The organism is Paenibacillus sp. J31TS4 (assembly GCF_018403265.1).
In the GTDB taxonomy this organism is placed as follows: domain Bacteria; phylum Bacillota; class Bacilli; order Paenibacillales; family NBRC-103111; genus J31TS4.
Genome location: NZ_BOSI01000001.1, coordinates 710,812 through 731,024, shown reverse-complemented (window position 1 = coordinate 731,024; position 20,213 = coordinate 710,812). Strand labels below are relative to the sequence as shown.

Annotated in this window: 19 protein-coding genes; 14 read left to right on the top strand and 5 right to left on the bottom strand. The window is 58.9% G+C overall.

The features are described 5' to 3' along the window. Positions 1-71: 71 nt before the first annotated feature. Genes KJS47_RS03240 through KJS47_RS03230 form a run of 3 tightly spaced genes read right to left on the bottom strand, consistent with a single transcriptional unit; the run spans position 72 to position 2,444 of the window. Positions 72-1,478, bottom strand: coding sequence for a nucleoside recognition domain-containing protein (locus KJS47_RS03240; protein ID WP_213522737.1), 1,407 nt, complete (start codon positions 1,476-1,478; stop codon positions 72-74). Then, positions 1,456-2,193 (bottom strand): FeoB small GTPase domain-containing protein, encoded by a 738-nt coding sequence (locus tag KJS47_RS03235; protein WP_213522735.1) that lies wholly within the window; start codon positions 2,191-2,193, stop codon positions 1,456-1,458. Before KJS47_RS03235 ends, KJS47_RS03240 begins: the two co-directional genes overlap by 23 nt. Beyond that, positions 2,190-2,444: a FeoA family protein gene (locus tag KJS47_RS03230; protein ID WP_213522733.1), complete on the bottom strand. Its 255-nt coding sequence runs from the start codon at positions 2,442-2,444 to the stop codon at positions 2,190-2,192. The genes KJS47_RS03235 and KJS47_RS03230 overlap by 4 nt, the downstream gene beginning before the upstream one ends. Before the next feature lie 303 nt (positions 2,445-2,747). On the opposite strand from KJS47_RS03230, the gene KJS47_RS03225 reads away from it, so the two are divergent. From KJS47_RS03225 to KJS47_RS03205, 5 genes are all read left to right on the top strand, one after another. Further along, positions 2,748-3,134, top strand: a complete 387-nt coding sequence (locus KJS47_RS03225) for a metal-sensitive transcriptional regulator (RefSeq protein ID WP_213522731.1) — start codon at positions 2,748-2,750, stop codon at positions 3,132-3,134. A gap of 193 nt (positions 3,135-3,327) precedes the next feature. Continuing rightward, entirely contained in the window at positions 3,328-3,528 is a 201-nt protein-coding gene (locus KJS47_RS03220) for a cation transporter (protein WP_213522729.1), read from the top strand. A gap of 242 nt (positions 3,529-3,770) precedes the next feature. After that, the gene (locus tag KJS47_RS03215) at positions 3,771-4,244 is read left to right on the top strand and encodes a GNAT family N-acetyltransferase (protein ID WP_213522727.1); all 474 of its coding nucleotides are present in this window, start codon (positions 3,771-3,773) and stop codon (positions 4,242-4,244) included. An 83-nt stretch (positions 4,245-4,327) separates the two neighbouring features. After that, positions 4,328-5,269 (top strand): aminoglycoside phosphotransferase family protein, encoded by a 942-nt coding sequence (locus tag KJS47_RS03210; RefSeq protein ID WP_213522725.1) that lies wholly within the window; start codon positions 4,328-4,330, stop codon positions 5,267-5,269. Positions 5,270-5,691: 422 nt separating this feature from the next. Next, positions 5,692-6,750: a Gfo/Idh/MocA family protein gene (locus tag KJS47_RS03205; protein WP_213522723.1), complete on the top strand. Its 1,059-nt coding sequence runs from the start codon at positions 5,692-5,694 to the stop codon at positions 6,748-6,750. Positions 6,751-6,935: 185 nt separating this feature from the next. Here KJS47_RS03205 and KJS47_RS03200 read toward each other — a convergent pair whose 3' ends face one another. Then, positions 6,936-7,406 carry a nucleoside deaminase gene (locus KJS47_RS03200; protein ID WP_213522721.1) on the bottom strand — a complete coding sequence of 157 codons (471 nt, stop codon included), beginning with the start codon at positions 7,404-7,406 and terminating at the stop codon, positions 6,936-6,938. A 288-nt stretch (positions 7,407-7,694) separates the two neighbouring features. Between KJS47_RS03200 and KJS47_RS03195 the strand changes: the two genes are divergently transcribed. The 9 genes from KJS47_RS03195 (at position 7,695) to KJS47_RS03155 (ending at position 19,087) form a co-directional block, all read left to right on the top strand. Continuing rightward, positions 7,695-8,396, top strand: coding sequence for a L,D-transpeptidase family protein (locus KJS47_RS03195; RefSeq protein ID WP_213522719.1), 702 nt, complete (start codon positions 7,695-7,697; stop codon positions 8,394-8,396). Positions 8,397-8,584: 188 nt separating this feature from the next. Further along, positions 8,585-10,975, top strand: coding sequence for a sensor histidine kinase (locus KJS47_RS03190; protein ID WP_249716071.1), 2,391 nt, complete (start codon positions 8,585-8,587; stop codon positions 10,973-10,975). 15 nt (positions 10,976-10,990) lie between these two features. Further along, positions 10,991-11,638 (top strand): response regulator transcription factor, encoded by a 648-nt coding sequence (locus tag KJS47_RS03185; RefSeq protein ID WP_213522717.1) that lies wholly within the window; start codon positions 10,991-10,993, stop codon positions 11,636-11,638. A gap of 207 nt (positions 11,639-11,845) precedes the next feature. Next, the gene (locus KJS47_RS03180; protein WP_213522715.1) at positions 11,846-12,538 is read left to right on the top strand and encodes an ABC transporter ATP-binding protein; all 693 of its coding nucleotides are present in this window, start codon (positions 11,846-11,848) and stop codon (positions 12,536-12,538) included. Then, positions 12,535-15,018 carry an FtsX-like permease family protein gene (locus tag KJS47_RS03175; RefSeq protein WP_213522713.1) on the top strand — a complete coding sequence of 828 codons (2,484 nt, stop codon included), beginning with the start codon at positions 12,535-12,537 and terminating at the stop codon, positions 15,016-15,018. Before KJS47_RS03180 ends, KJS47_RS03175 begins: the two co-directional genes overlap by 4 nt. Continuing rightward, positions 15,011-15,841, top strand: a complete 831-nt coding sequence (locus tag KJS47_RS03170) for a hypothetical protein (RefSeq protein WP_213522711.1) — start codon at positions 15,011-15,013, stop codon at positions 15,839-15,841. Before KJS47_RS03175 ends, KJS47_RS03170 begins: the two co-directional genes overlap by 8 nt. Positions 15,842-15,871: 30 nt before the next feature. Beyond that, a complete protein-coding gene (locus KJS47_RS03165) occupies positions 15,872-16,570 on the top strand; it encodes a DUF2306 domain-containing protein (RefSeq protein ID WP_213522709.1) in 699 nt (232 codons plus the stop codon). A 226-nt stretch (positions 16,571-16,796) separates the two neighbouring features. Beyond that, positions 16,797-18,608, top strand: coding sequence for an ABC transporter ATP-binding protein (locus tag KJS47_RS03160; protein ID WP_213522707.1), 1,812 nt, complete (start codon positions 16,797-16,799; stop codon positions 18,606-18,608). Between the two features lie 149 nt (positions 18,609-18,757). Beyond that, positions 18,758-19,087, top strand: coding sequence for a nucleoside triphosphate pyrophosphohydrolase (locus tag KJS47_RS03155; RefSeq protein ID WP_213522705.1), 330 nt, complete (start codon positions 18,758-18,760; stop codon positions 19,085-19,087). A 108-nt stretch (positions 19,088-19,195) separates the two neighbouring features. On the opposite strand, the gene KJS47_RS03150 is transcribed toward KJS47_RS03155, so the two are convergent. Then, entirely contained in the window at positions 19,196-20,212 is a 1,017-nt protein-coding gene (locus KJS47_RS03150; protein ID WP_213522704.1) for a phosphotransferase, read from the bottom strand. Between the last annotated feature and the right edge of the window lies 1 nt (position 20,213).

The window sequence follows — 20,213 nt, the reverse complement described above, 5'->3', positions numbered from 1 at the left end:
TCACCGGATAACCAATCCGCCAGGCATACCAAAAAGGGAGGAGCCCATATGGGGCTCCTCCCTTTTTGCCGTTATACCCAGCCCAAAGCTCTTGCTGCCTGGGCGGTGATAAAGGTGACGCCAATCGCGATCGCCAGCGGAATCACAGCGGACAGGAACGTCCACTTGGCGCTCTTCGTTTCTTTGTAGATGTTGAATAAGGTCGTGCCGCACGGATAATGAAGCAATGAGAACAGCATCATATTGAGGGCCGTCAGCCAGGTCCAGCCGTGGTCTAGAAACAGCTCCTTGATATTGCCGAGTCCGTCGGCATCGACCATCGCGCCCGACGCCATATAGCCCATCAGCAGGATCGGCAGCACGATCTCGTTGGCCGGGAGGCCGAGCAGGAAGGCCATAATAATGTAGCCGTCCAGTCCGATCGCGTGGGCGAACGGTTCGAAAATTGCTGCCATGTGCTGCAGAACGCTGTCCCCCGAGATGTAGATATTGCCTAGAATCCAGGTCAGAATGCCGGCGGGGGCGGCCACGATGACGGCCCGCTTGAGGACGTTCCACGATTTGTCCCGCGAGGACAGCAGGATCGTCTTCCAGATCTGGGGTCTCCGGTAAGGCGGCAGCTCAAGCGTATAATGCGTTGGAACGCCCCGCAGTGCCGTCTTGGACAGCAGCCAGGAAACCGTCAGCGTGACGACGATGCCGAACAAGACGAAGCCCATGACGACCAGGGCCGTAGCCAGCGTCTGGAGGCCGCTCGCCACTCCCGCAGCCATAAACAGCGAGGAAAGCAGAATGAGAGTCGGCCAGCGTCCGTTGCAGGGGACGAAATTGTTCGTCAGAATGGCTAGCATCCGCTCGCGCGGCGATTCGATAATCCGCGTCGACAAGATCGCTGCGGCGTTGCAGCCGAAGCCCATCGACATCGTCAGCGCCTGCTTGCCGTGACCGCCCGATTTTTTGAACAGCCGATCCATGTTGAAGGCGACTCTGGGCAGGTAGCCGAAGTTCTCCAGCAGCGCGAAAACCGGGAAGAAAATCGCCATCGGCGGAAGCATGACGCTAATAACCCAACCCGTGCCGCGAAAAAAGCCGAGAACGAGCACGCCGTGAAGCCAGGCTGGAGCGTGAACCGCCTCGAAGCCTGCGGTCAGGTACGATTCGATGACGCCAAAGAAATCGGCCAGCAGGGAGGATGGCACGTTCGCTCCCGCAATCGTAATCCAGAAGATTACGCCCAGCACGGCGAGCATAATCGGGAAACCCCACAGCTTGGAGGTCAGAATGCGGTCAAGCTTGTGGGTGCTCGCAAGCTTGCGCTTATCCTCGTAACGGACGGCGGCTTTGCAGATCGCGCGGCTGCTGCGGTAAATATCGCCGACGATGCGGTCGCGAACGGTTGTGCCGGAGGCGAGGCGCTGCGCTTGGGCAAGCAGCGAATCGAGAGGGTCCGGAGTGTTAGTGGCATGCGGTGCGCTCATAGCGGATCTCCCCCTCCTTGCCCGATTGCGGCATGGCACGGTCATGCAGCCGCTTCTTCAGCGAGGCAAGCAGACCCTCGTCTCCGTCCAGCAGGCGGAGGGCGACCCAGCGGGTCGGGTACCGGGTGCCGAGAGCGGAACGGACCAGGGGCTCAAGCTCCCCGATCTTGTGCTCAATCTCGTCACCATACGTTAGAACGGTTGGATGCGGGGCCAGCTGGCCGCTGGCGACTTGTTCGACGAGCTCCATCAGGGCGTCGACCCCGCGGTTGTGCCGAGCGGAGATGGCGACAACCGGAACGCCCAGCCGCTGCCGGAAGGTCTGAAGATCGATCCGAATGCCTAGCTTCTCAGCTTCGTCGATCAGATTGATGCAGACGACAACTCGGCTAGTCATCTCTAGCACCTGGAGGGCCAGATTGAGATTCCGTTCGAGCGAGGTTGCATCCAGCACCACAATCGCGCAGTCGGGATTCTCGAAAATAATGTAATCCCGGGCGGCTTCCTCGTCCGCCGAGTTGGAGTAGAGAGAATACGTGCCGGGGAGATCCACCAGCCGGAATCGGGTGCCGCCGCGAACACAGTCGCCCTCCGCAGTCAGGACCGTCTTGCCTGCCCAGTTGCCGGTATGCTGGCGCATGCCGGTTAAGGAGTTGAAGAGAGTGCTCTTGCCGGTGTTCGGGTTGCCTGCCAACGCTACGGTGTAAGTGTTCATGCAAGTTCCTCTCCTTCCGGCTCCCCGAAGATCCGGGAGCTTTCTTCTCGTCTAAGCGCAATCGTCGTATTGCTGACACGGAATGCCGTCGGGTCCCCGAGCGGGCTCCGCTGGATGACCTCGACTTCGTTGCCGGGGACGAAGCCGAGATCGAGCAGCCGTCTTCGCATGCCGCCATCCACCTCGATGCGGCTTAGGACGAGACGGCTTCCGGTTTCCGCTTCCGATAACGCAACTTCTTTGTTCGACATAGGGTTCACCCTCCTGTTTTTCGATAGGGACAAATTGTTTGCCTCGGGCAAAATTTATAGTAAAAAAATACGCCGTTAACTGAGTTATCCGTCTGATGATGTTAGTATAGGCAAACAAAATTTGAGTGTCAACAAAATTTTTCATCAAGGAAACAATTTGGGCTTGGGCTAACAATTCGGCGGCTTCCAAGCGTGCCGGTCGGCGTATGGTCCTGTCTGTTCGGGGTGCTGTCCATCTGGTATAGGTGGGGGGACTATGCTACAATAAGAAGAAAACCAGAGGATCGAGGAAGGGGCGGCAAGATGGAAGATAACCGGGAATGGGAAGCAGGGACGGTGAACGTAGGGGAGCTTGCGCCGGACGACAGCAGCACGGCGGTAGAAGCCCGCGGGCATGAGGCTTGCGCAACGGAGCGGAAGAGCCATCATTCTGACAAGACGAAGAGCAGCCTAATCAGCAGGCTAAACCGGATCGAAGGCCAGATCCGGGGAGTCAAGGGGTTGATTGAGAAGGATACTTACTGCGATGATGTGCTCAATCAGATTTCGTCCATTCAGTCGGCGTTGAACGGAGTGGGCAGGCTGCTGCTGGAGCATCATATGAAAAGCTGCGTCATTGAGCGTCTCCAGGAAGGCGACAGCGACGTAGTGAACGAGCTGTTGACCACCATGAACAAGCTGATGAAGTGATCGATCGGGCTGGGGCCCTAGAGTGGCCCCTATTCTTGACTCTTGGCTTTTTCGCAAGCGGTGAGCGTTTATCCATTGACATAATATAGGGTACTGGGGTATTCTAAAAATAGAAAGCATATGTCGAAAGCGAATACGGCAGGCGAATCCAACCGATCGTTTGTCCAATATAAGAAAAAAGGAGCGAATAATCATGCAAAACGAAACGTTAACGGTCAAAGGAATGTCGTGCGGGCACTGTGTGCGCGCCATCGAGGGAGCTTTGGAGGAGATTGGAGCGAACGGCAAGGTCGACCTGGCCTCCGGCACGGTCGCCGTTTCTTACGAAGAAGGAAAGGTCTCCCTTGCCAAAGTCAAGGAGGCCATCGAGGAGCAGGGCTACGACGTTGTTTAATGATCAAACTCGAGTATAGGGAAAGCACGCGCGGACGCCGTATTCGGCGAGGCGCGTGTTTTTGCTTTCTTGGAGATAGCTAAGCTCGGACGGCGTGAGCCGTCTTTTTTGGCGTTATCGCTATTTGGACAGCAAGGAGTATGTGAACGCAGCATCGAATAAGAGGAAGAAGACATGGTGCTTATTAGTTCAAAGGAATTATGTTTTTTCATCGGTTTATGGGAGACGAAAGGACGTTCATTATGAGAGTCGTAAATGCTACGCTGGATGACCTCAAAGGGTGGTTAGAGCTAGCTTCTGAGGTTGAATTCCTTTTTGGACCTATGGGAAACGATCCAAAGTTTATACAAGCAGTAGAGAAGAATATGAAGCAAGGCAGTGCTTTTTGTGTGAGAGACAACGATGGGTTGCCTGGATCTAAATTGTTAGGTGGACTTTTATTTTCTTCCTCCAATGCCCCGAACTATAAGATTGGGTGGTTATCTGTTTCCTCGCAAGCAAGAAACAAAGGAGTAGCAACCGCTTTAGTAGGCCATGTTTTGAGACGAACCCCTGCTCCTGCAGAAGTAACAGTCATCACATTTGGCGAGGATAGTCCGGATGGACAACCCGCAAGAAAGTTCTACGAGAAGCTGGGCTTCCTTCCATTGGACGAGCGAATTCCAAATGGTCCAGAAGGAGGCAGTCGTCAAAAGTTCAAATTGGTTCTTTCTTAGTCGATTTCAACTTACATGCGTAAAACTTATATATCTTTTCTAGTATTGATTTCGCACCTAATAGAAGAGAAGGTCGGGAAGGGATGGAGATCGTCGTGCAACCAATCGATAACGAGCATGCAGCCGGCAATGATGCGGGAATTCATTTCCAATGGAAGGAGCTGCATCCTGAGATCGCGCCGTTTCTCTCAAGCGGCGAGTTTCATATGGAGCAGATGGAGTCGGGGTTCGAGGCGGAGATGCGCCGAGTGCAGGCGGGAGGCGCTTCCTATGTGCTTAAGCACTGGAACAAGACGGCGCGACCCGATCCGCTGAGGCAGTATAGTCTGCTGGCTGTCCTGGCAAGTGCAGGGCTGCCGGTCTCGCGTCCGGTCGGCTGGGGAACGGATGAGCAGGGCCGGGGAGCATTGCTCACAAGCGACGACGGCTATCCGGTCCGGCAGGTAGAATCCGGGCAGGTCCGGGAATTGGCGGGCATGCTGGCGGCGGTACACCGTACGCAGATAGAGCTGGAGAACGAGCGACATTTCCCGCGCTTCGGCTTCGTCGATTATTTTTTTCCTTCGCTCGCCGCTCACCCCGATCTGCAGGAGGCGGTTGAAACGCTGGTGGGGGCGGGCCCTCTCAGGCAGGATCAGTTGATTCATGGCGATTACCACCTCCGCAACCTGGTCGAGCACGACGGCCGCTATACGATAATCGACTGGACGAACGGCCAGTTCGGAGACGGCCGATACGACCTGGCTTGGTCGGTGACGATCATGAGGATGTACGTCTCCGACCGGCTCGCTGGCGTTTTTCGGCGTGCCTACCTGGCGCAAGTCCCGGTGGAGCAGGAGGACCTCGACCGCTTCGAAGCGCTCGCGTGGTGCCGGTGGCTGCTGCTGGACCGGCTGGGAGGCGTGCCGATCGGCCCCGGGACGCGGAAGCGGGCGATCAAGCTGATACAGAGCAATCCGCATTTGGCCGGACAGCCGTTCGCGGCCGCACTTAGGCCGGCAGGCGGACAGGCGGCTCGCAGCTAAGGCGAACGGGGTAGAACGGGCGAACTGGGGTGACCTTCCGGGGGAAGACGTTCGAAGAGTTTGCTGCTCATGTGGCAGAGGTGCACGCATCCGCCGACCTTTTGCCGGCCATTCGCTGACAAACCCCAATCCCACAATCCCACAACACCCGCCCTAATCGGCAGGTGTTGTATTTCTTTTTGTCCGTTTCGCTTGATAGCCTTGTCCGCGCTTTTACTGCCTCGTCTTGGGGCAGGTCCAGAAAGCCAAATGGACAAAACGAGCGGCCGTTTGGATAAAGGCACACGGCCGCCATTCCCCTATGATAGAGGTGGACCGGACGGTGGCAGCTGCCCTCGGCGAAAAGCCACCGGTGTTAGCGGAAACGGTGCAGGTCGGTCTTAACCATTCAAAGGGACGAAAGACAGGAGGCGCAAAAGCGGATGGAAGTCGTTCGATTGGGCATTATTGGATGCGGCGGCATGGCCGGCTCGCATGCGAAAGGCTTTGAGGAGCTGGAGGACCGCATGAAGGTGACGGCCGTATGCGATATCGATATGGAGAGAGTGAAGGCTGCTGCGGCAGCGACCAATGCGGAGACCGCCGTAACGGATTACCGGGAGCTGCTGGCCCATGTGGATGCGGTGCTGATCGCCCTGCCGCATGACCTGCATTACGAAGTGGGCATGGCCTGCCTGAAGGCCGGCAAGCATGTGCTGATGGAGAAGCCAATGTGCAACACGGAGACGGAATGTCTCGAGCTGATCGAGACGGCCGAGCGAGCGGGGCTGGTGCTGATGACAGCTTACCCTGTCCGGTTCTGGCCGGTCATCCGCAAGCTGAAGGAGCTCGTCGATGCCAAGACGTACGGCGAAGTGTTCCAGATGTCGATCTGGACAGAGCAGTATACCCGGTTTCCGTCCGGGCACTGGACGGAATCGGCCAAAAGGTTGGGTGGCGGTCAATTTTTCAGCCACGGCTGCCATTATGTCGATCTGCTGCTTTGGTTTCTGGGCAAGCCGGTCCGGGGGACGCATATGGGGACCAACTTCGGCACGCCGTGGATGGAGAAGGAGGGCACCAGCAACGTCGTGCTGGAATTCGAGGGCGGCAAGCTGGCGTACCATTTCGGCACCTGGGGGGCCCGCGGCACACGGCTCGGCTACAGCATTCACGTCCACTGCACGGAGGGCATGCTGGAGTACAATCATAAAGAAGGCCGGCTGTACCTGCATTCCAACATTCGCGCGGAGCGGGCGAATATGGAGACTGCGTCGAAGACCGAAATTCTCTTTGAGGATACCAACACAAGCAAAAAAACGCAGTACGAAGCGCTGCATTTCCTGGAGTGCATCCGGACGGGGGCCAAGCCGCTGACCGATGGGCCGTCGAGCCTGCAGGGGCTTCGGATCATTTGGCGGCTGTACGAGGCGGAACTGGAAAACCGGGTTGCGGATCTGACCGGGCTCGGGCTCGAGGAAGAATGGAGATCGCCCGTGTAATAGGTCGAAGCACGGAAGGACCCGGCTGTGGATGCAAGCAGCGGCCAGCGGGTCGGGAAGCGGCATGGGTTCGAAGATAGCAATGGCTTCAAGCGCAAACAGATAACGGCCAGCAGCCTGAACGCCAACGGGTAACCGGACGCTCAGGCTGCTGGCCGTTGTGGTCTTCCACCGCGAAGGAAGGATTAGCTCTTGCCCGTCTGCTGCAGCCGGCGCCATAGCTCATACGGATGCTCGCCGCGGACATGCGCGCGAAGGCTGCGGATCGGCAGCTCCTGCTTCTCGAGCGGAAGAGCGAGCTGCTCATAGACGGCAGCCGATGACAAACCGTAGGCTTCCCCTTCTTCGTTCGGAAAGGCGAAATAGACGGCCTCGACGCCCGCCAGATAGATGGCGCTGAGGCACATCGGGCACGGCAGCCCGCTGGCGTATACCGTGCAGCCGGTCAGCCGGGGCGTTCCGAGCCGGCTTGCTGCCCGCCGGATGGCCAGCAGTTCGGCGTGCGCCGTCGGATCGCCCGTGGCCAGAATTTCATTGACGCCGGTGGCGATGATCTCGCCGTCTTTGACCAGGACAGCACCGAACGGGCGCCCACGAGCTTCGGTCACATTCTGTCTGGCCAGCTCGACCGCCTGGTGCAAATAGGATTCGTTCATGGGACGAGTCGCCTCCTTCGATAGAACCGATATCAGGCGCTCCGACATGCAAGAAGGGGGTGCCGGAACGACACGGCAACCAGGAGTCACTTGCATGCGCATCCGGGATTCGGTGCAGGGGATCGCCTGTCCATCCACAATAGCGTGCCCATCTCTTCCTGACAAGTTCATCAACCGGGCGGACAATCGGCGGCGTTCATAGATGCCTGCGTGGAATGGCATACTACTGGAAGCACCGATGAGTCCGTCCCCCTGTCCAATACACAATGCAAAGGATGGTTGCATGTCATGAACCGGATCATCCGGCTGCGGCCGCGCGTTGTCTTCGCGGCTCTGCTGCTTGCCGCCATCTTGGCCGGCCTCCGCTCCTCCCCCGCTCATGCCGATCCCTCGCTGCCGATCGTCACGGTTCCGAGCGTCTATACGATCGACATCTATCCCCGGCAGCACCGGCTCGTCGTGAAGGCGCAGGGGCAGCAAGTCAAAACCTACGCGGTGGCGGTCGGCAATCTATCGACGCCTACGCCGGTTGGAGAGTTTCAAGTGATCTATAAAGGGAAGGATTGGGGGCCGGCGTTCGGACCGCGCTGGCTCGGCTTGAATGTGCCTTGGGGGACGTACGGCATCCACGGGACGAACAGGCCGCAGTCGATTGGGCAGCACCAGAGCCACGGCTGCGTCCGAATGCGCAACCGGGATGTGACGGAGCTGTATGAGATGATTCCGGTCGGCACCAAGGTGACCATTTACGGCCATGTGCTCGGCGACCCGGACCAGAATCCGCGGTCTCTTGCGGAAGGCGATATCGGAGGAGACGTTCAGCTAATTCAGACGCGTCTTCGGAGCGCCGGCTACTACAAGGGAATCAGCGACGGCCGGTTCCGGTCCGGGACTACGGCCGCCGTCAAGGCGTTCCAGCGGGATCACAGGCTGCCGGTCAGCGGGGTTGTCTCGCGGGCGGTGTATGAGGCGCTCGGTCTGGTAGAGTAAAGGAAAAAGCCCCTCTCGAACGGTCAAGCGTTCGCGGATGAACAGTCCGGAACCTGCTTGTTGTCCGGAATTGGCACGACAAGGCGGTCCTCTCGCAGAAAATGCGGAGGGCCGCTATTTTTTTGCGCGATTCGGCGGGAGCAATCCCCTATAATGGAGGCATGAAAGAGGAACCGAGGGGGAACCAGATGCAACTCTCCATGTACAGCGACATCATCGAAGGGGCCAAACGCCTGATGACAACCATGCCGGTCCCCATGACGATCCTACGTCCCGACGGAGAACTGCTGTGGGCAAATAGGCTGTGTGGCGAAGGCGCCGGACAAGGGAGTGCCCTACAGGAAGGCACGAGAATCCCGATCTACACCGACGAAGGGGAGATCGCCGCTTACACCGTATTTCCGAAAGGGATCCGGCCGGAGAGGCCGGACGAGGAGCGAGACGAGTGGTACCGGATCATAGCTGAGAACACTTCGGATACGATCGTGCTTGTGGACAGCGAGTCCCGGGTTCTCTTCGTCTCTCCGTCGTTCTGCCGGATGACCGGCTACCGGTTGGATCAATACGAAGGCATGGATGCATTCGACATCATCCATCCCGACGACCGCGCGCGCGTAAGGGCGATTCATGAGAAAGTGATGACGGACAAAACGGAGCTGGATCTCGGCTACCGCGTTATTCACGCGAATGACCACACGCTGCATATCGAATCCCGCGTAAAGCCGGTGCTGGGCCCCGACGGGCGGGTTCGCTACGTCGTTGCGGTCGCCCGCGATGTGACGAAGCGCAAGCAGACGGAGGAACTGCTCGAGAACATCCTGGACAGCGTGGATGCCGCGGTCTGGTCAACCGACCAGCAATTTACGCGCTATTCCTTCTGCTCGGAGAGCATCCGGAAAGTCACAGGCATTCCGCGGGACGAGATCATGGATCGACCTATCCGGCTCCACGACCACATCCATCCGGACGACAATGTCCGGCTGATGGGCGAAGTGAAACAGAGATTGGACGAGGGAGGGCGGGTCAACCAGGAGATCCGGCTCATTCATGTGCCGGATGAAGAGCGCTGGGGCCAGCTCATCGTCCAGCCGTCGATCGGTCATCAAGGCGCCATCGAACGGTTGGACGGCATTCTGCTCGACATTACCGAGAAAAAGCGATCTGCGCTTGCCCTCGAGGAAAGCGAGCAGCGGTACAAATCGCTGTTCGAGAACAACCTGGACGGCGTCTTTTCCGTCGAGCTGACCGGCTTCTATGTCGTCAACGCGAACCCGGTCTTCGAAGCGATCACCGGCATGCCGTCCAACCGGTTGTACAACCGGTGCCTGCTCGGTGTTGTCCACGACGAAGATCATCCGAGCGTCTATGAGGCGCTGCACGCCGTCATCCGGCTGCGCGAATCCCAGGCTATCGAATGCCGGCTGGCCCCCTTGGGCCGGGAAGAGAGAATCGTCAGCATGACGCTGGTGCCGATCTTCTTATCGGGCCAGCTGAACGGCATTCACGGAATCGTGAAGGATATTACCGAGCGCAAGCGGGAGGAACGGGAGCTTGTCGAGAGCGAGAAGCGATACAAGCAGCTGCAGCAAAGCCTGAACCGATTATCCCACGACCTCGCCAACGTCATGAAGGTGTCGGAGCTCGAAAACCGGCTGCTCGAAGAGGTGAGGACCGTTCTGAAAGTCGACGATGCGTCAATCGTCCGGGTGCCCAGGGGCGAAGGGCTGGCACCCGAGGATTCGGGCTGCAGCTGGATTCAGATTGGAGAGAACGTGCATCCGGTATTCCTGAAGATCGCGCAGCGGGGAATGCTGCCCAGAATCGAGGAGGAGTGGCTGGAAACGGCGGTCCATTACGTCACCATTCTGTACGACAACCTCCAATTCATCGAGGATTTGATGAAGCGGCTTGAGGAGAACGTCGCCTCCAAGGAAACGCCCAGATGGATGCTGAGGCTGCTGTTTCAATTGTCGGAGAAGGAGCGGGCGACGCTCTCGAGCGACCTGCACGATACCGTCCTTCAAGACCTGATCATCTGGTACCGCAAGCTGGAGTCGCTGCGGTCACAAAGGGAATTCGACCGGGAAACCGGGCAGGACCTACGCCAAATCGAGGAGGGACTACTCGATGCCATCCACCAGATTCGCATTACGTGCAACGAGCTGAGACCGCCCTTCCTGCTAAAGATGGGGCTGGTGGAGTCACTGAAGAGCCTGTTCTCTTATACGAGAATGTTCGCCAATTATGAGATCGTATTTTCCGCCGACGGCTTCGCAAGCCCCTTGAACGAAGAGCAGATTCTCGGTCTCTACCGTATCGTTCAGGAGCTGCTCAACAATGCGAACAAGCACTCCCGGGCATCCCTCGTGCAGATCACGCTGCACGAAGCGGACGACGAGATCGTGTTTCAGTATGCGGACGACGGGGTCGGGCTGGATCTGTCGGCCTTCGGCGGCTCGTTCCAGCATATGGGGCTGGCTGGCATCGAGAAGCGGGTCATGAGCCTGGAAGGAACCATCGCCTTCGACTCTGCGCCCCGCCGGGGCTTCCGGGTGAAGGTCCGGTTTCCCAAAACATAAGGCAAGGTGATGAAGATGAATATCTTATTGGTAGACGACCACCGCTCGGTCGTGGAAGGTACCAAGATGCTGATAGAAGCCGAGCCGGACATGAACGTTACGATTGAGACGGATGTTTACGCCGTGCCGGATCTCGTTCGGCTGAAGCCGTTTGACGTGATGCTGCTTGATCTGTACATGCCGCATGTCAACGGGGCGGACTTGACCAGAAAACTATTGGAATACGTGCCGGATGCCGTCATCCTCATCTATTCGGGCTTCGAAATTGCGCCGCATTTCAACTTGCTTATGGAATCGGGCGTATCCGGGTTTATCGCCAAGACGTCCACCCGCGAGCAGCTCATCCAGGCGCTGCGCTGCGCCGCCCGCAAGGAAGCGATCGTGCCGATGCAGCTGCTGAGGCAGCTCCGGCGCCAGGAAATCGTCATCCAGGGAGAGCCGGGCAAGGAGCGCCAGACCATTACGCAGGAAGAGGACAAACTGCTTCGCGAGCTGGCCAAAGGCAAGAGCAACAAGGAAATTTCCAAAACGCTGATGATCAGTCAGCGTTCGCTGGAATACAGCTTGACGGAATTGTTCCAGAAGCTCCATGTCGGTTCCCGGGTCGAGGTGATCAAGAAAGCGAAGCAGCTGGGCATTCTTCCGGCGGAAGATTTGTATTAGATCGCCCGGATGCCGGAAAAGCACGGGAGGGGCCTCCTCGGAGGCCTCTTTTTTATGGTTTCCTAACCGTTTTTGCGTGCCGGCCGCAAATAATTGCGGCTCCCCACTCCATCGTTTGCGCGTTCGAGGACGGTCTGCCGGCTTATGATGAATCCAGATCGGAACAGGCGCGCCCGGGGGGCGGCCATGGAGGAGGAAACCAAGATCATGATCAAATTGGAAAAGGCAGCCAAAGTATTCGGGTCGGAAGCGGGAACGTTCACCGCCCTGCAGGAAACGGATCTCGAGATCCGGAAAGGCGAATTCGTAGCCGTCATGGGGCCGAGCGGGTCTGGAAAGAGCACCTTGCTTCAACTGCTCGGAGGACTGGATCTGCCCACGACAGGAAGCGTTCGGGTGGACGGAGAGCCGCTCGAGAAGCTGAGCGAGAAGGAACGGACGCTGTTCCGCCGGTCCAAGGTCGGCTTCGTCTTCCAGAATTATCAGCTGCTGCCGATGATGACGGCGGCCGAGAACATCGCATTGTCGCTGGCCGCCAGCAGAACGCCGAAGGCGGAGATGGAGCGTGCCGTTGCCCGCTTGATCGGGCAAGTGAATTTGACGGGTAAGGAGAAAAGCTTCCCCTCCCAGCTGAGCGGCGGGCAGCAGCAGCGCGTTGCCATCGCGAGGGCGCTGGCTATGAAGCCCAAGCTGCTCCTGGCGGATGAGCCGACAGGCAATCTGGATCGCAAGAACGGCCGGGATGTCCTGGAGCTCCTGTCCCGCCTAAACCGGGAGGAGCAGATCACCGTCGTCATGGTAACCCATGACCGGTATGCGGCGGAAGCGGCCAGCCGGGTCGTCACGCTGCTTGACGGCGCCATCGCTTCGGACGAAGCGGAAAAGGCGGTGGCGAAATGACACTCCGGCAGCTCGCATGGCGCAATCTGATGCGCCGCAAAACAAGATCGCTGCTGACGCTGCTGTCCATCGTGATCGGCGTCGCCTCCATCCTCGGGGTGATCGCCTCCGTCGAATCGGCCAAGAAGGCGCTCCCCCAATACCTGCAGTCGGTGTTCGGGAAAGCCGACTTTACCGTTCAGGGAACGGACGCCTACTTCCGGGAGAATGCGATCAGTTCGATTCAGGCGGTGGAAGGCACCGCCTCCGTAGCCATGCTCAAGCACAGCGCCAAGCTCAAATGGGACGCTCCAGGCATAACCGATATTCAGAAGCGGGTCGATCTTCGTGGCTACAGCGACACGGATACCGCCCTTACCGCGTTCCAGGTCGTCAAGGGAAAGCTGGGCACGGACGGAGCGGTGATCTCGGACCGGACCGCCCGCGTATGGGGGGCCGACGTCGGCGATACGATCGCTCTGGTGACCGATACCGGCCTTCGGGAGATCAAGATAGCGGCCGTCGTCCGCTACACCATTGAGCTGATGGGCCCATCCAGCTGGACGATGGCCAAATACCATCCGTGGACAGTCGTCGTGCCGTTGTCGGCCGTTCAGGATTGGTTTGGGCTAGCCGGGAAGATCGAAGGCATTAGCATCAAGATACTGGACGGAACGGACCCTTCCCGGGTGCAGGAACGAGTCGCAGGACAGCTGAAGGAGCGGGGGGAGGAGCTGTACGTGCAGCCGGTGCTTCTCGACGCCGATGCTCAGTTCAAGGATGTCAATACGTTCTTCCTGGCGCTGTATATGGCCGGCTTCCTCGGCATCTCGCTTAGCGCATTCGTCATCTTCCACTCCCTCTATGTCAGCGTTCAGGAGCGCCGCGGCGAATTTGCGGCCATGCGGACGATCGGGTACACCTCGGATCAGCTCCGCCTGCTTGTTCTTTATGAAGTGCTCTTCCTGTCGCTGATCGGAACGGCAGCGGGCTTGCTGGCCGGCTCTGGACTTGCGGCTGGTCTCAAGGCCTTGCTCTTCCTGCTGCTGAGTATTCACCAGGAGGCGGGTACCGCACTGGCAGCAGGCTTCCTCGCCGCCGTGCCGGCGGGCATTCTGATTCCGCTCGCGGCCTCGCTGTATCCGATCCGGAAGGCGGGCCGATCGAGCGTAGCCGACGAGCTGCGGAAGAAGACCCGCCCGGTCCGCAGGCGCTGGCCCTTGATAGCGGGAATGGTCCTTATTCTGTCCGGCTTCTTCATTCCGCATCTCGTCCTGCTCGTCCCGCTGCTGACCGGGGTCGCGCTTGTGTTCCCGTACCTGTTCCGCGGCTTCGTCGCCTGCTTGAAGCCGCTCTACCGGACTTTGTTCGGCTTCACGGGAGAGCTGGCCGGCCGGAATCTGTCCCGCAGCCTCGGCCGTACCTCGATGACGTCCGTCATCCTGTGTCTCGGCATTGCGATGATCGTGCTCATGAGCTCGTTGAACGCCGCTCTCATTCAAACCTACGAACGCGTCATTCATGCGACTTACGGCGGAAATCTGGACGTCATGCTCCACCACATCGAGCCTGACGATCTGCAGCTGCTGAGAGACACGGAAGGTGTCGCGGACGCGGTGACGTATCCGCTACAGGCGGTCGTCTGGCATCTGAACGGCGACAAGCGAAAGCTGCCGGTTTACGGGGTCGGCGAGGACTGGATCGACCGGTTCCCATTGTTCACCTCCGAGGGGTCGGCGCCCGGTGAGACGATCAGACGATTGGCGAGCGATGAGCTGCTCATGGACCGTATCTCGTACCAGCTGTGGGGCGGGACGGTCGGCGACCGGATCCTGCTGGAGACGCCTGAGGGACCGCGTTCCTTCCGGGTGGCGGGCGTCGTCGAGACAATGAAGAACAGCGGCTACGGAGCGTTCATGAACAAGGAGCATTTCCGGACCAGCTTTGGAGTGAAATACGAAAGGAACGCTCTCGTGCTGAAGCAAGAGGACTATGCGCCTTTGCAGCTGCGGGAGAACATCTTTGACCGGTTCGGCGCGCGGATCGAGGAGATGTTCGGACCGGAGGATTGGGTGTCCGTCATCAGCGCGGTCTATACCGGCTCGTTCAGCGTCGTTCATCTCCTCATCATTCTGGCGACTGTCATCTCGGGCATCGGCATTACGAATACGCTGCTCATGAACATCATGGAGCGGATTCGGGAGCTAGGCATGCTGCGTGCCGTCGGCGTGACCCGGAGCCAGGTCGTCCGGATGGTTATGCTGGAAGGAATGGGAATCGGGGCGGCGGCTACCTTGGGCGGCATCCTGCTCGGCACGCTGCTGCTCTACCTGACGACCCGGTTCCTCGACATCCACTCGCTGACCTTCCCGTTCCGCGTATCGCCCGGCATCCTGCTGCTGATTGCCCTCTTCGGCCTGGCCGTCAGTCTGACCGCCAGCCTGCTCCCGGCTGCCCGGGCCGCCAAAACCAAGCTCGGGGAGGCGCTGCGCTATGAATAAGCGCATCAAGATGACGCTAGTACTCTTACTTGCTGCATTACTGAGCGGACTGTCGGGCTGCGGGATGAAGTCTTCCTGGGAGAACGAAAGAGCGCTGGCCGTCAGCAGCCGGCTGATGGCAGATACGGTGACGGCGATGTGGAGCGTGTCAGGAGGCCTTGGCGGCAGCGGCGAACCGGCAATGATCCGTCTCAAGCTTGTGCGAGCAGACGGGACGCCGATCGAAGCATTCGAAGAGCATCACGAGAAGCTGCTGCATCTGATCGTCGTTAGCCGGGATTTGTCCGCGTTCGCCCACCTCCATCCGGTATACCGCGGGGAAGGCGTGTTCGAAGTAGAACACGTCTTCCCATCCGGAGGAACGTACCGATTCATCGCAGACTTCAAGCCGGTCGGAGGAGACGCGATCTCCAAGCTGGGGTGGGTACAGGTCGTGGGAAACGACGCACCCGCTTCCTCAGCGCTTCGGGAATCGACGGACGTCGAAGTGTCCGGAGGACTGGCCGTGGGGCTTGAGGCGGCAGGCCTGCAGGCCGGCAAGGAAGCCGCACTGACATTCACCATCACCGAATCGATCACTGGCAGGCCGGTCACTAACCTCGAGCCCTATCTCGGCGCGATCGGACACGTCGTCGTATTGTCGGAGGACGGGGAACGGTATGTTCACGTGCATGCCGAGACCGGCCAGGGGACGGGACCGGAAGCGAAATTCGAAGCGGCGTTCCCGGGAAGCGGTCTGTACAAAGTATGGGCCCAGTTTCAGCGAGACGGGCAGGTGGTCACGACATCGTATGTGGTGAATGTCCCCGCGGGGAACCGTTAATGCCAATTGAAAAGGAGTAAAGATCCCATCATGCAAACATTCTTTGCGGTTCTTCGTTTGCTTCATATTCTCGCAGGCTTCATGGCGCTAGCCGTCTTTTGGCTTCCGCTGGTCACCAGGAAGGGAGGACGGGCGCATGCCGTCATCGGCTGGCTCTATGTCGCCGCGATGGGTGCCGTCTCCATCACCGCCTTGCTGATGGGACTCTACCGTCTGACCTGGGATGCGGGCCCCGACGAGGACGCCATTCCGTATTCCTGGTTTCTGATCTTCGTAGCCGTGCTGAGCTCAGCCACCGCCTGGTACGGCCTGCGTGCGCTGCGTTTCAAGAGACGGAAAACGCCGCATCGACGAGCGGTCGACCTTCTGTTCCCGTCGCTGCTGGTTATCAGCGGTCTCGGGATATCCGGATACGGATGGGCGATCGGCTTTCCCCTGTTGCAAGCCTTTCCGCTCATCGGGCTGTTCCTCGGGTTCCTGCAGCTCAAATACTGGCTGAGACCACCCTCCGGGCCTTCGCATTGGATCGTGGAGCACCTGGTCGGTATGCTGTCCTGCTGCATCGCGACCGTGACGGCGTTCCTCGTCTTCGGCGTGCCGAGACTGCTCGGGGTGGAGGCTACAAGCCTCCTGCTCTGGCTGCTGCCCACCGCTTGCCTCGTTCCGCTTATGTTCTGGTTTGCGGGCAAGTACAAGACCAAGCCAGCACGCAGCAAACCGGCGGCATAACCGCCTGTCCTGGATCGGCCGCTCCCTCGGGAGCGGCCTTTATTTGTCTGCGGAATGCCAGGATGCCGGGTAGGGCAATTTTTGCGGGAGGCACGCATTTCTTTGCGGGGAGAGGCTTCTAGTTTTGCGCGCGGAGGATTGTTATTTGCGCGGGAGAGGGAGCCGGACTGCTCTAAGATGGAGCTATCCCAATTGGTTCGCACGCGAACGACAAGGAGTGTCCGTTATGGAGCTGTTTAAACGATTTCGACCGTATGCACAAAGACAGATCGGTCTGTACCTGCTTGGCTTTATCGGCAGTCTTTTCCGATTCCTGATTCCGCTGTCCGTCCCCCTGATCATGAAGTATCTGTTCGACCATCTGCTCCCGGACAAAACAATGGCCTATGGAGAGAAGCTGAACCAGCTGCTTCTGCTTGCGGCCGGTGTTCTCGCCGTCTTCTTCCTCATTCGCGGGCCGATGGAATACGTCCGGCAGTGGTTTCTTCACAAGGCTAACAATAACATCATCCGGGATTTGCGCACCGATACGTTTCAGAAGGTTCACAAGCTCGACGCCGACTATCTCGCCGACCATAAAAGCGGCGAGATCGGAACCCGGTTTTTTGACGACATCGAGAAGATAAGAGGGTATATGACCGCTATGTTCTCGAACGTATGGATCGAGCTGACCGTGCTGCTCTTCGTCGTCGGCATTATGCTCAGCCTGCATGCGCCGCTGACACTAATGGCGGTGCTGCTGGTCGGTCTTCAGTTTGCGCTGGCCCATTTCTTCTCCAAGAGGCTCAAGCAGACGACGCGGCAGCTGATGAAATATCGTTCGGTGCTGAGCGGATTCGTCTTCGAAAAAATCCAGGGAGCGTTCCTGTCCCGGCTGTTTGCAGCCGAGCGGAAGGATAAAGAAGAGCTGGGAAAGCATCTGGTTCGCTTCGAGCATCTGACCGACCGCCAGGCGCGCGTCAACGCGATGTCGCTTGCCGCAGTCAACGTCCTGGCCGACGCGACGCCGTTCCTTGTGGTGCTGGCCGGCAGTCTCCTAGTCCTGGATGGCCGGCTGACGCTGGGCGCGCTGATCGCTTTCTTCGCTTACGTCGATCGAATGAGAGCGCCCGTGAGCGCTCTTGTCCAGGCGTTCCCGGCCATTGCAGAGGGCGGGGTGGCCATGAAGCGAATCTTCGATTTCTTGGATACTCCCTCTTCCGTTCAGGAGAGAGAGCAGCCGCGGGAGCTCGGCGAGTTTCGGGACGCCATCGCCTTTCGCAACGTCTCGTTCTCTTACCGGAAAGATCGTCCGCTGATTCGGAATTTGTCGTTCACGCTGCAAAAAGGCAGGACGTATGCCTTTGTCGGCGAGAGCGGCGGGGGAAAAAGCACAATTCTGCACTTGTTGACCCGGTTGTACGATGTGGAGGACGGGGAGGTGCTGATCGACGGGGTGAACGTCAAGGAGCTTTCCTTTGCCAGCCTTCGGGACCATATCGGCATTGTGACGCAGGACAGCTTCTTGTACAGCTCCTCAGTCATGGACAACATCCGGATCGGCAGATTGGACGCGGCGGACAGCGAGGTCATGCGGGCTGCCCGAAAAGCCCATGCGCATTCTTTCATCAGCGGTCTGCCGGAAGGGTATGAAACCGAGGTCGGCGAGAGGGGAATCAAGCTGTCCGGCGGCCAAAGGCAGCGCATCGCGCTGGCGCGGGTCTTCCTCAAGAATCCTTCGATTCTGCTGCTGGACGAAGCGACGAGCGCTTTGGACAACGAAAGCGAGAAGCTGGTCCAGCAATCGGTAATGGAGGCGGGACGGGAGAAAACCGTCATTCTGGTTGCGCACAGGTTGTCGACGGTCATTCACGCGGACTGTATCTTCGTCATGAAGCAAGGCGGCATTGCGGAGAGCGGCAGCCATCGGGAGCTGATGGAGTGGGGCGGCTACTACAAGTCGCTCTTTACGGAGCAGAGCAGGGCTGAATTGGCGAAGCAGCGGATCGCACCGAGCCGGCCGTCCGGACAGCAAGCGGACACTGCGGTTGTTCTATAGTCAGAACTGTTCGCAAGGTGGAAGAAGAGGTCCGGTAATCGTTCTTATGTTAACAAACTGACACGCTTGACCATTCGTCTGATCCTCCTTACACTCAGAGCGAAACGAATGGATAGTTTAGTTAGAGAGGAAAAGGAGGGAGCGGGCAAATGATCGTCCATCGGAAGCTCATCCGCGACCGCATTCCGGGGCTGCTGGAAGCTCGGGGTGTCCGCTATGAAGTTAGGGAACTCGGCGAACGGGAGTATGCGGAGGCATTGGATACCAAGCTCCAGGAGGAGCTGCGCGAATATCTGGAGGCCGCGCCGAGCGGGCGGGTCGAAGAGCTGGCCGACCTCATGGAGGTGGTGTACGCCATTCTGGAGAACGACGGAGTCTCACCGGAAGCCTTTGAGGCGGTGCGCCTAGAGAAAAAGACCGAGCGAGGCGGCTTCGAGAAGAGGCTGCTGCTCGAATTCACCCGGGAACCCGGCGAATAGGATCGGGGACCAAAGGAAAAAGCTGCGAGGCCATCGCAGCTTTTTTTTGTTGCGCGGAGCGGTTGCCGGCGGATAGCGCCCTGGGCTCTGGGCAGCTCCCCGGCGCCTTCAGCGGAAAGCGTCGCAGAGCCACCGCTCCAGCGCCGGGAGCTGATCGGCATAACGCCGCAGAGCGTGCAAGGTATGTGCGACTTGCGACGATCCGGTTTGCCGCTCCTGTTCGTCCGCTCCCTCGAGGCCGAGCGATCGTCTGCAGCTGTACGCAAGCCAGTCCAGCTTGCCCCGATAGCCGGCCGCAAGTACGGTTCGCCAATCGGCGGACGGAGCGGCGCCTCTTTGGCGATACGCCCCGAGAAAAGCCAGGAAGCGGCTTCCGTCGATCGTTCCGTCCTCTGTTTCGGCCCAGTACAACGCGGTCTCCGTCATATCCGCCATTGGATGGACATACCCGGCGGATTCCCAGTCCACAATGACCGGACGGCCGCCCGACCAAAGGACGTTTTTGGCATCCAGATCCCGATGGCTGATCCGCTGGCCGCGGGTTAGCGCTTCCACCGCCTGCAATGTCTCGTCCTGCCATTCGAAGAGAGAGTCCAAATAGCTGTTCAACAAGGGAGCCCATGGAGCCCCTGCCGCGTCTCCCTGGGTACCCAGCATCCTCCAGTCGGTGGGCTGGAGGGGGCCCGGTGCGGCCGGAGCAAGATCAAGCCCGGAAAAATCCGTCCGGTGCAGCTCCGCCAGCAAACGGCCGATGCACGCGCTGTGTTCTTCTGTTATCTCCGCTGGCATAAGACGAGCTCCTTCCTGCCATTCATACAGCAGGAAGAACCGGCCGTCCAGCCTCTGAAGCGCCTCGCCGTTCCACCGTTTAGCGGGCAGAGCGGGAATCGTATGGGCCGCCTCTTGGGCGATCCGCTCGGAACGGACGAAATTCCCGAGCGCCTCCTGCCTAGCCATAATAGCCGGGTTCAACACCTTCAACGCATATTTGCCGGAAGCCGTATTCAGGACATACATCCGGTGCAGGAATCCGCCCGTGACAGAGGAAGGATCCTCCTTCAGCTTGCCCAGCTGCAGGCGGTCGCATAAAGCTTCGAACGGAAAAGCTTCTATTGATTTGTACATG

Bases quoted from the DNA above. Each gene is read 5' to 3' on its own strand.
- KJS47_RS03240 (WP_213522737.1), bottom strand. From the start codon at position 1,478: ATGAGCGCACCGCATGCCACTAACACTCCGGACCCTCTCGATTCGCTG.
- KJS47_RS03235 (WP_213522735.1), bottom strand. From the start codon at position 2,193: ATGAACACTTACACCGTAGCGTTGGCAGGCAACCCGAACACCGGCAAG.
- KJS47_RS03230 (WP_213522733.1), bottom strand. From the start codon at position 2,444: ATGTCGAACAAAGAAGTTGCGTTATCGGAAGCGGAAACCGGAAGCCGT.
- KJS47_RS03225 (WP_213522731.1), top strand. From the start codon at position 2,748: ATGGAAGATAACCGGGAATGGGAAGCAGGGACGGTGAACGTAGGGGAG.
- KJS47_RS03220 (WP_213522729.1), top strand. From the start codon at position 3,328: ATGCAAAACGAAACGTTAACGGTCAAAGGAATGTCGTGCGGGCACTGT.
- KJS47_RS03215 (WP_213522727.1), top strand. From the start codon at position 3,771: ATGAGAGTCGTAAATGCTACGCTGGATGACCTCAAAGGGTGGTTAGAG.
- KJS47_RS03210 (WP_213522725.1), top strand. From the start codon at position 4,328: ATGGAGATCGTCGTGCAACCAATCGATAACGAGCATGCAGCCGGCAAT.
- KJS47_RS03205 (WP_213522723.1), top strand. From the start codon at position 5,692: ATGGAAGTCGTTCGATTGGGCATTATTGGATGCGGCGGCATGGCCGGC.
- KJS47_RS03200 (WP_213522721.1), bottom strand. From the start codon at position 7,406: ATGAACGAATCCTATTTGCACCAGGCGGTCGAGCTGGCCAGACAGAAT.
- KJS47_RS03195 (WP_213522719.1), top strand. From the start codon at position 7,695: ATGAACCGGATCATCCGGCTGCGGCCGCGCGTTGTCTTCGCGGCTCTG.
- KJS47_RS03190 (WP_249716071.1), top strand. From the start codon at position 8,585: ATGCAACTCTCCATGTACAGCGACATCATCGAAGGGGCCAAACGCCTG.
- KJS47_RS03185 (WP_213522717.1), top strand. From the start codon at position 10,991: ATGAATATCTTATTGGTAGACGACCACCGCTCGGTCGTGGAAGGTACC.
- KJS47_RS03180 (WP_213522715.1), top strand. From the start codon at position 11,846: ATGATCAAATTGGAAAAGGCAGCCAAAGTATTCGGGTCGGAAGCGGGA.
- KJS47_RS03175 (WP_213522713.1), top strand. From the start codon at position 12,535: ATGACACTCCGGCAGCTCGCATGGCGCAATCTGATGCGCCGCAAAACA.
- KJS47_RS03170 (WP_213522711.1), top strand. From the start codon at position 15,011: ATGAATAAGCGCATCAAGATGACGCTAGTACTCTTACTTGCTGCATTA.
- KJS47_RS03165 (WP_213522709.1), top strand. From the start codon at position 15,872: ATGCAAACATTCTTTGCGGTTCTTCGTTTGCTTCATATTCTCGCAGGC.
- KJS47_RS03160 (WP_213522707.1), top strand. From the start codon at position 16,797: ATGGAGCTGTTTAAACGATTTCGACCGTATGCACAAAGACAGATCGGT.
- KJS47_RS03155 (WP_213522705.1), top strand. From the start codon at position 18,758: ATGATCGTCCATCGGAAGCTCATCCGCGACCGCATTCCGGGGCTGCTG.
- KJS47_RS03150 (WP_213522704.1), bottom strand. From the start codon at position 20,212: ATGTACAAATCAATAGAAGCTTTTCCGTTCGAAGCTTTATGCGACCGC.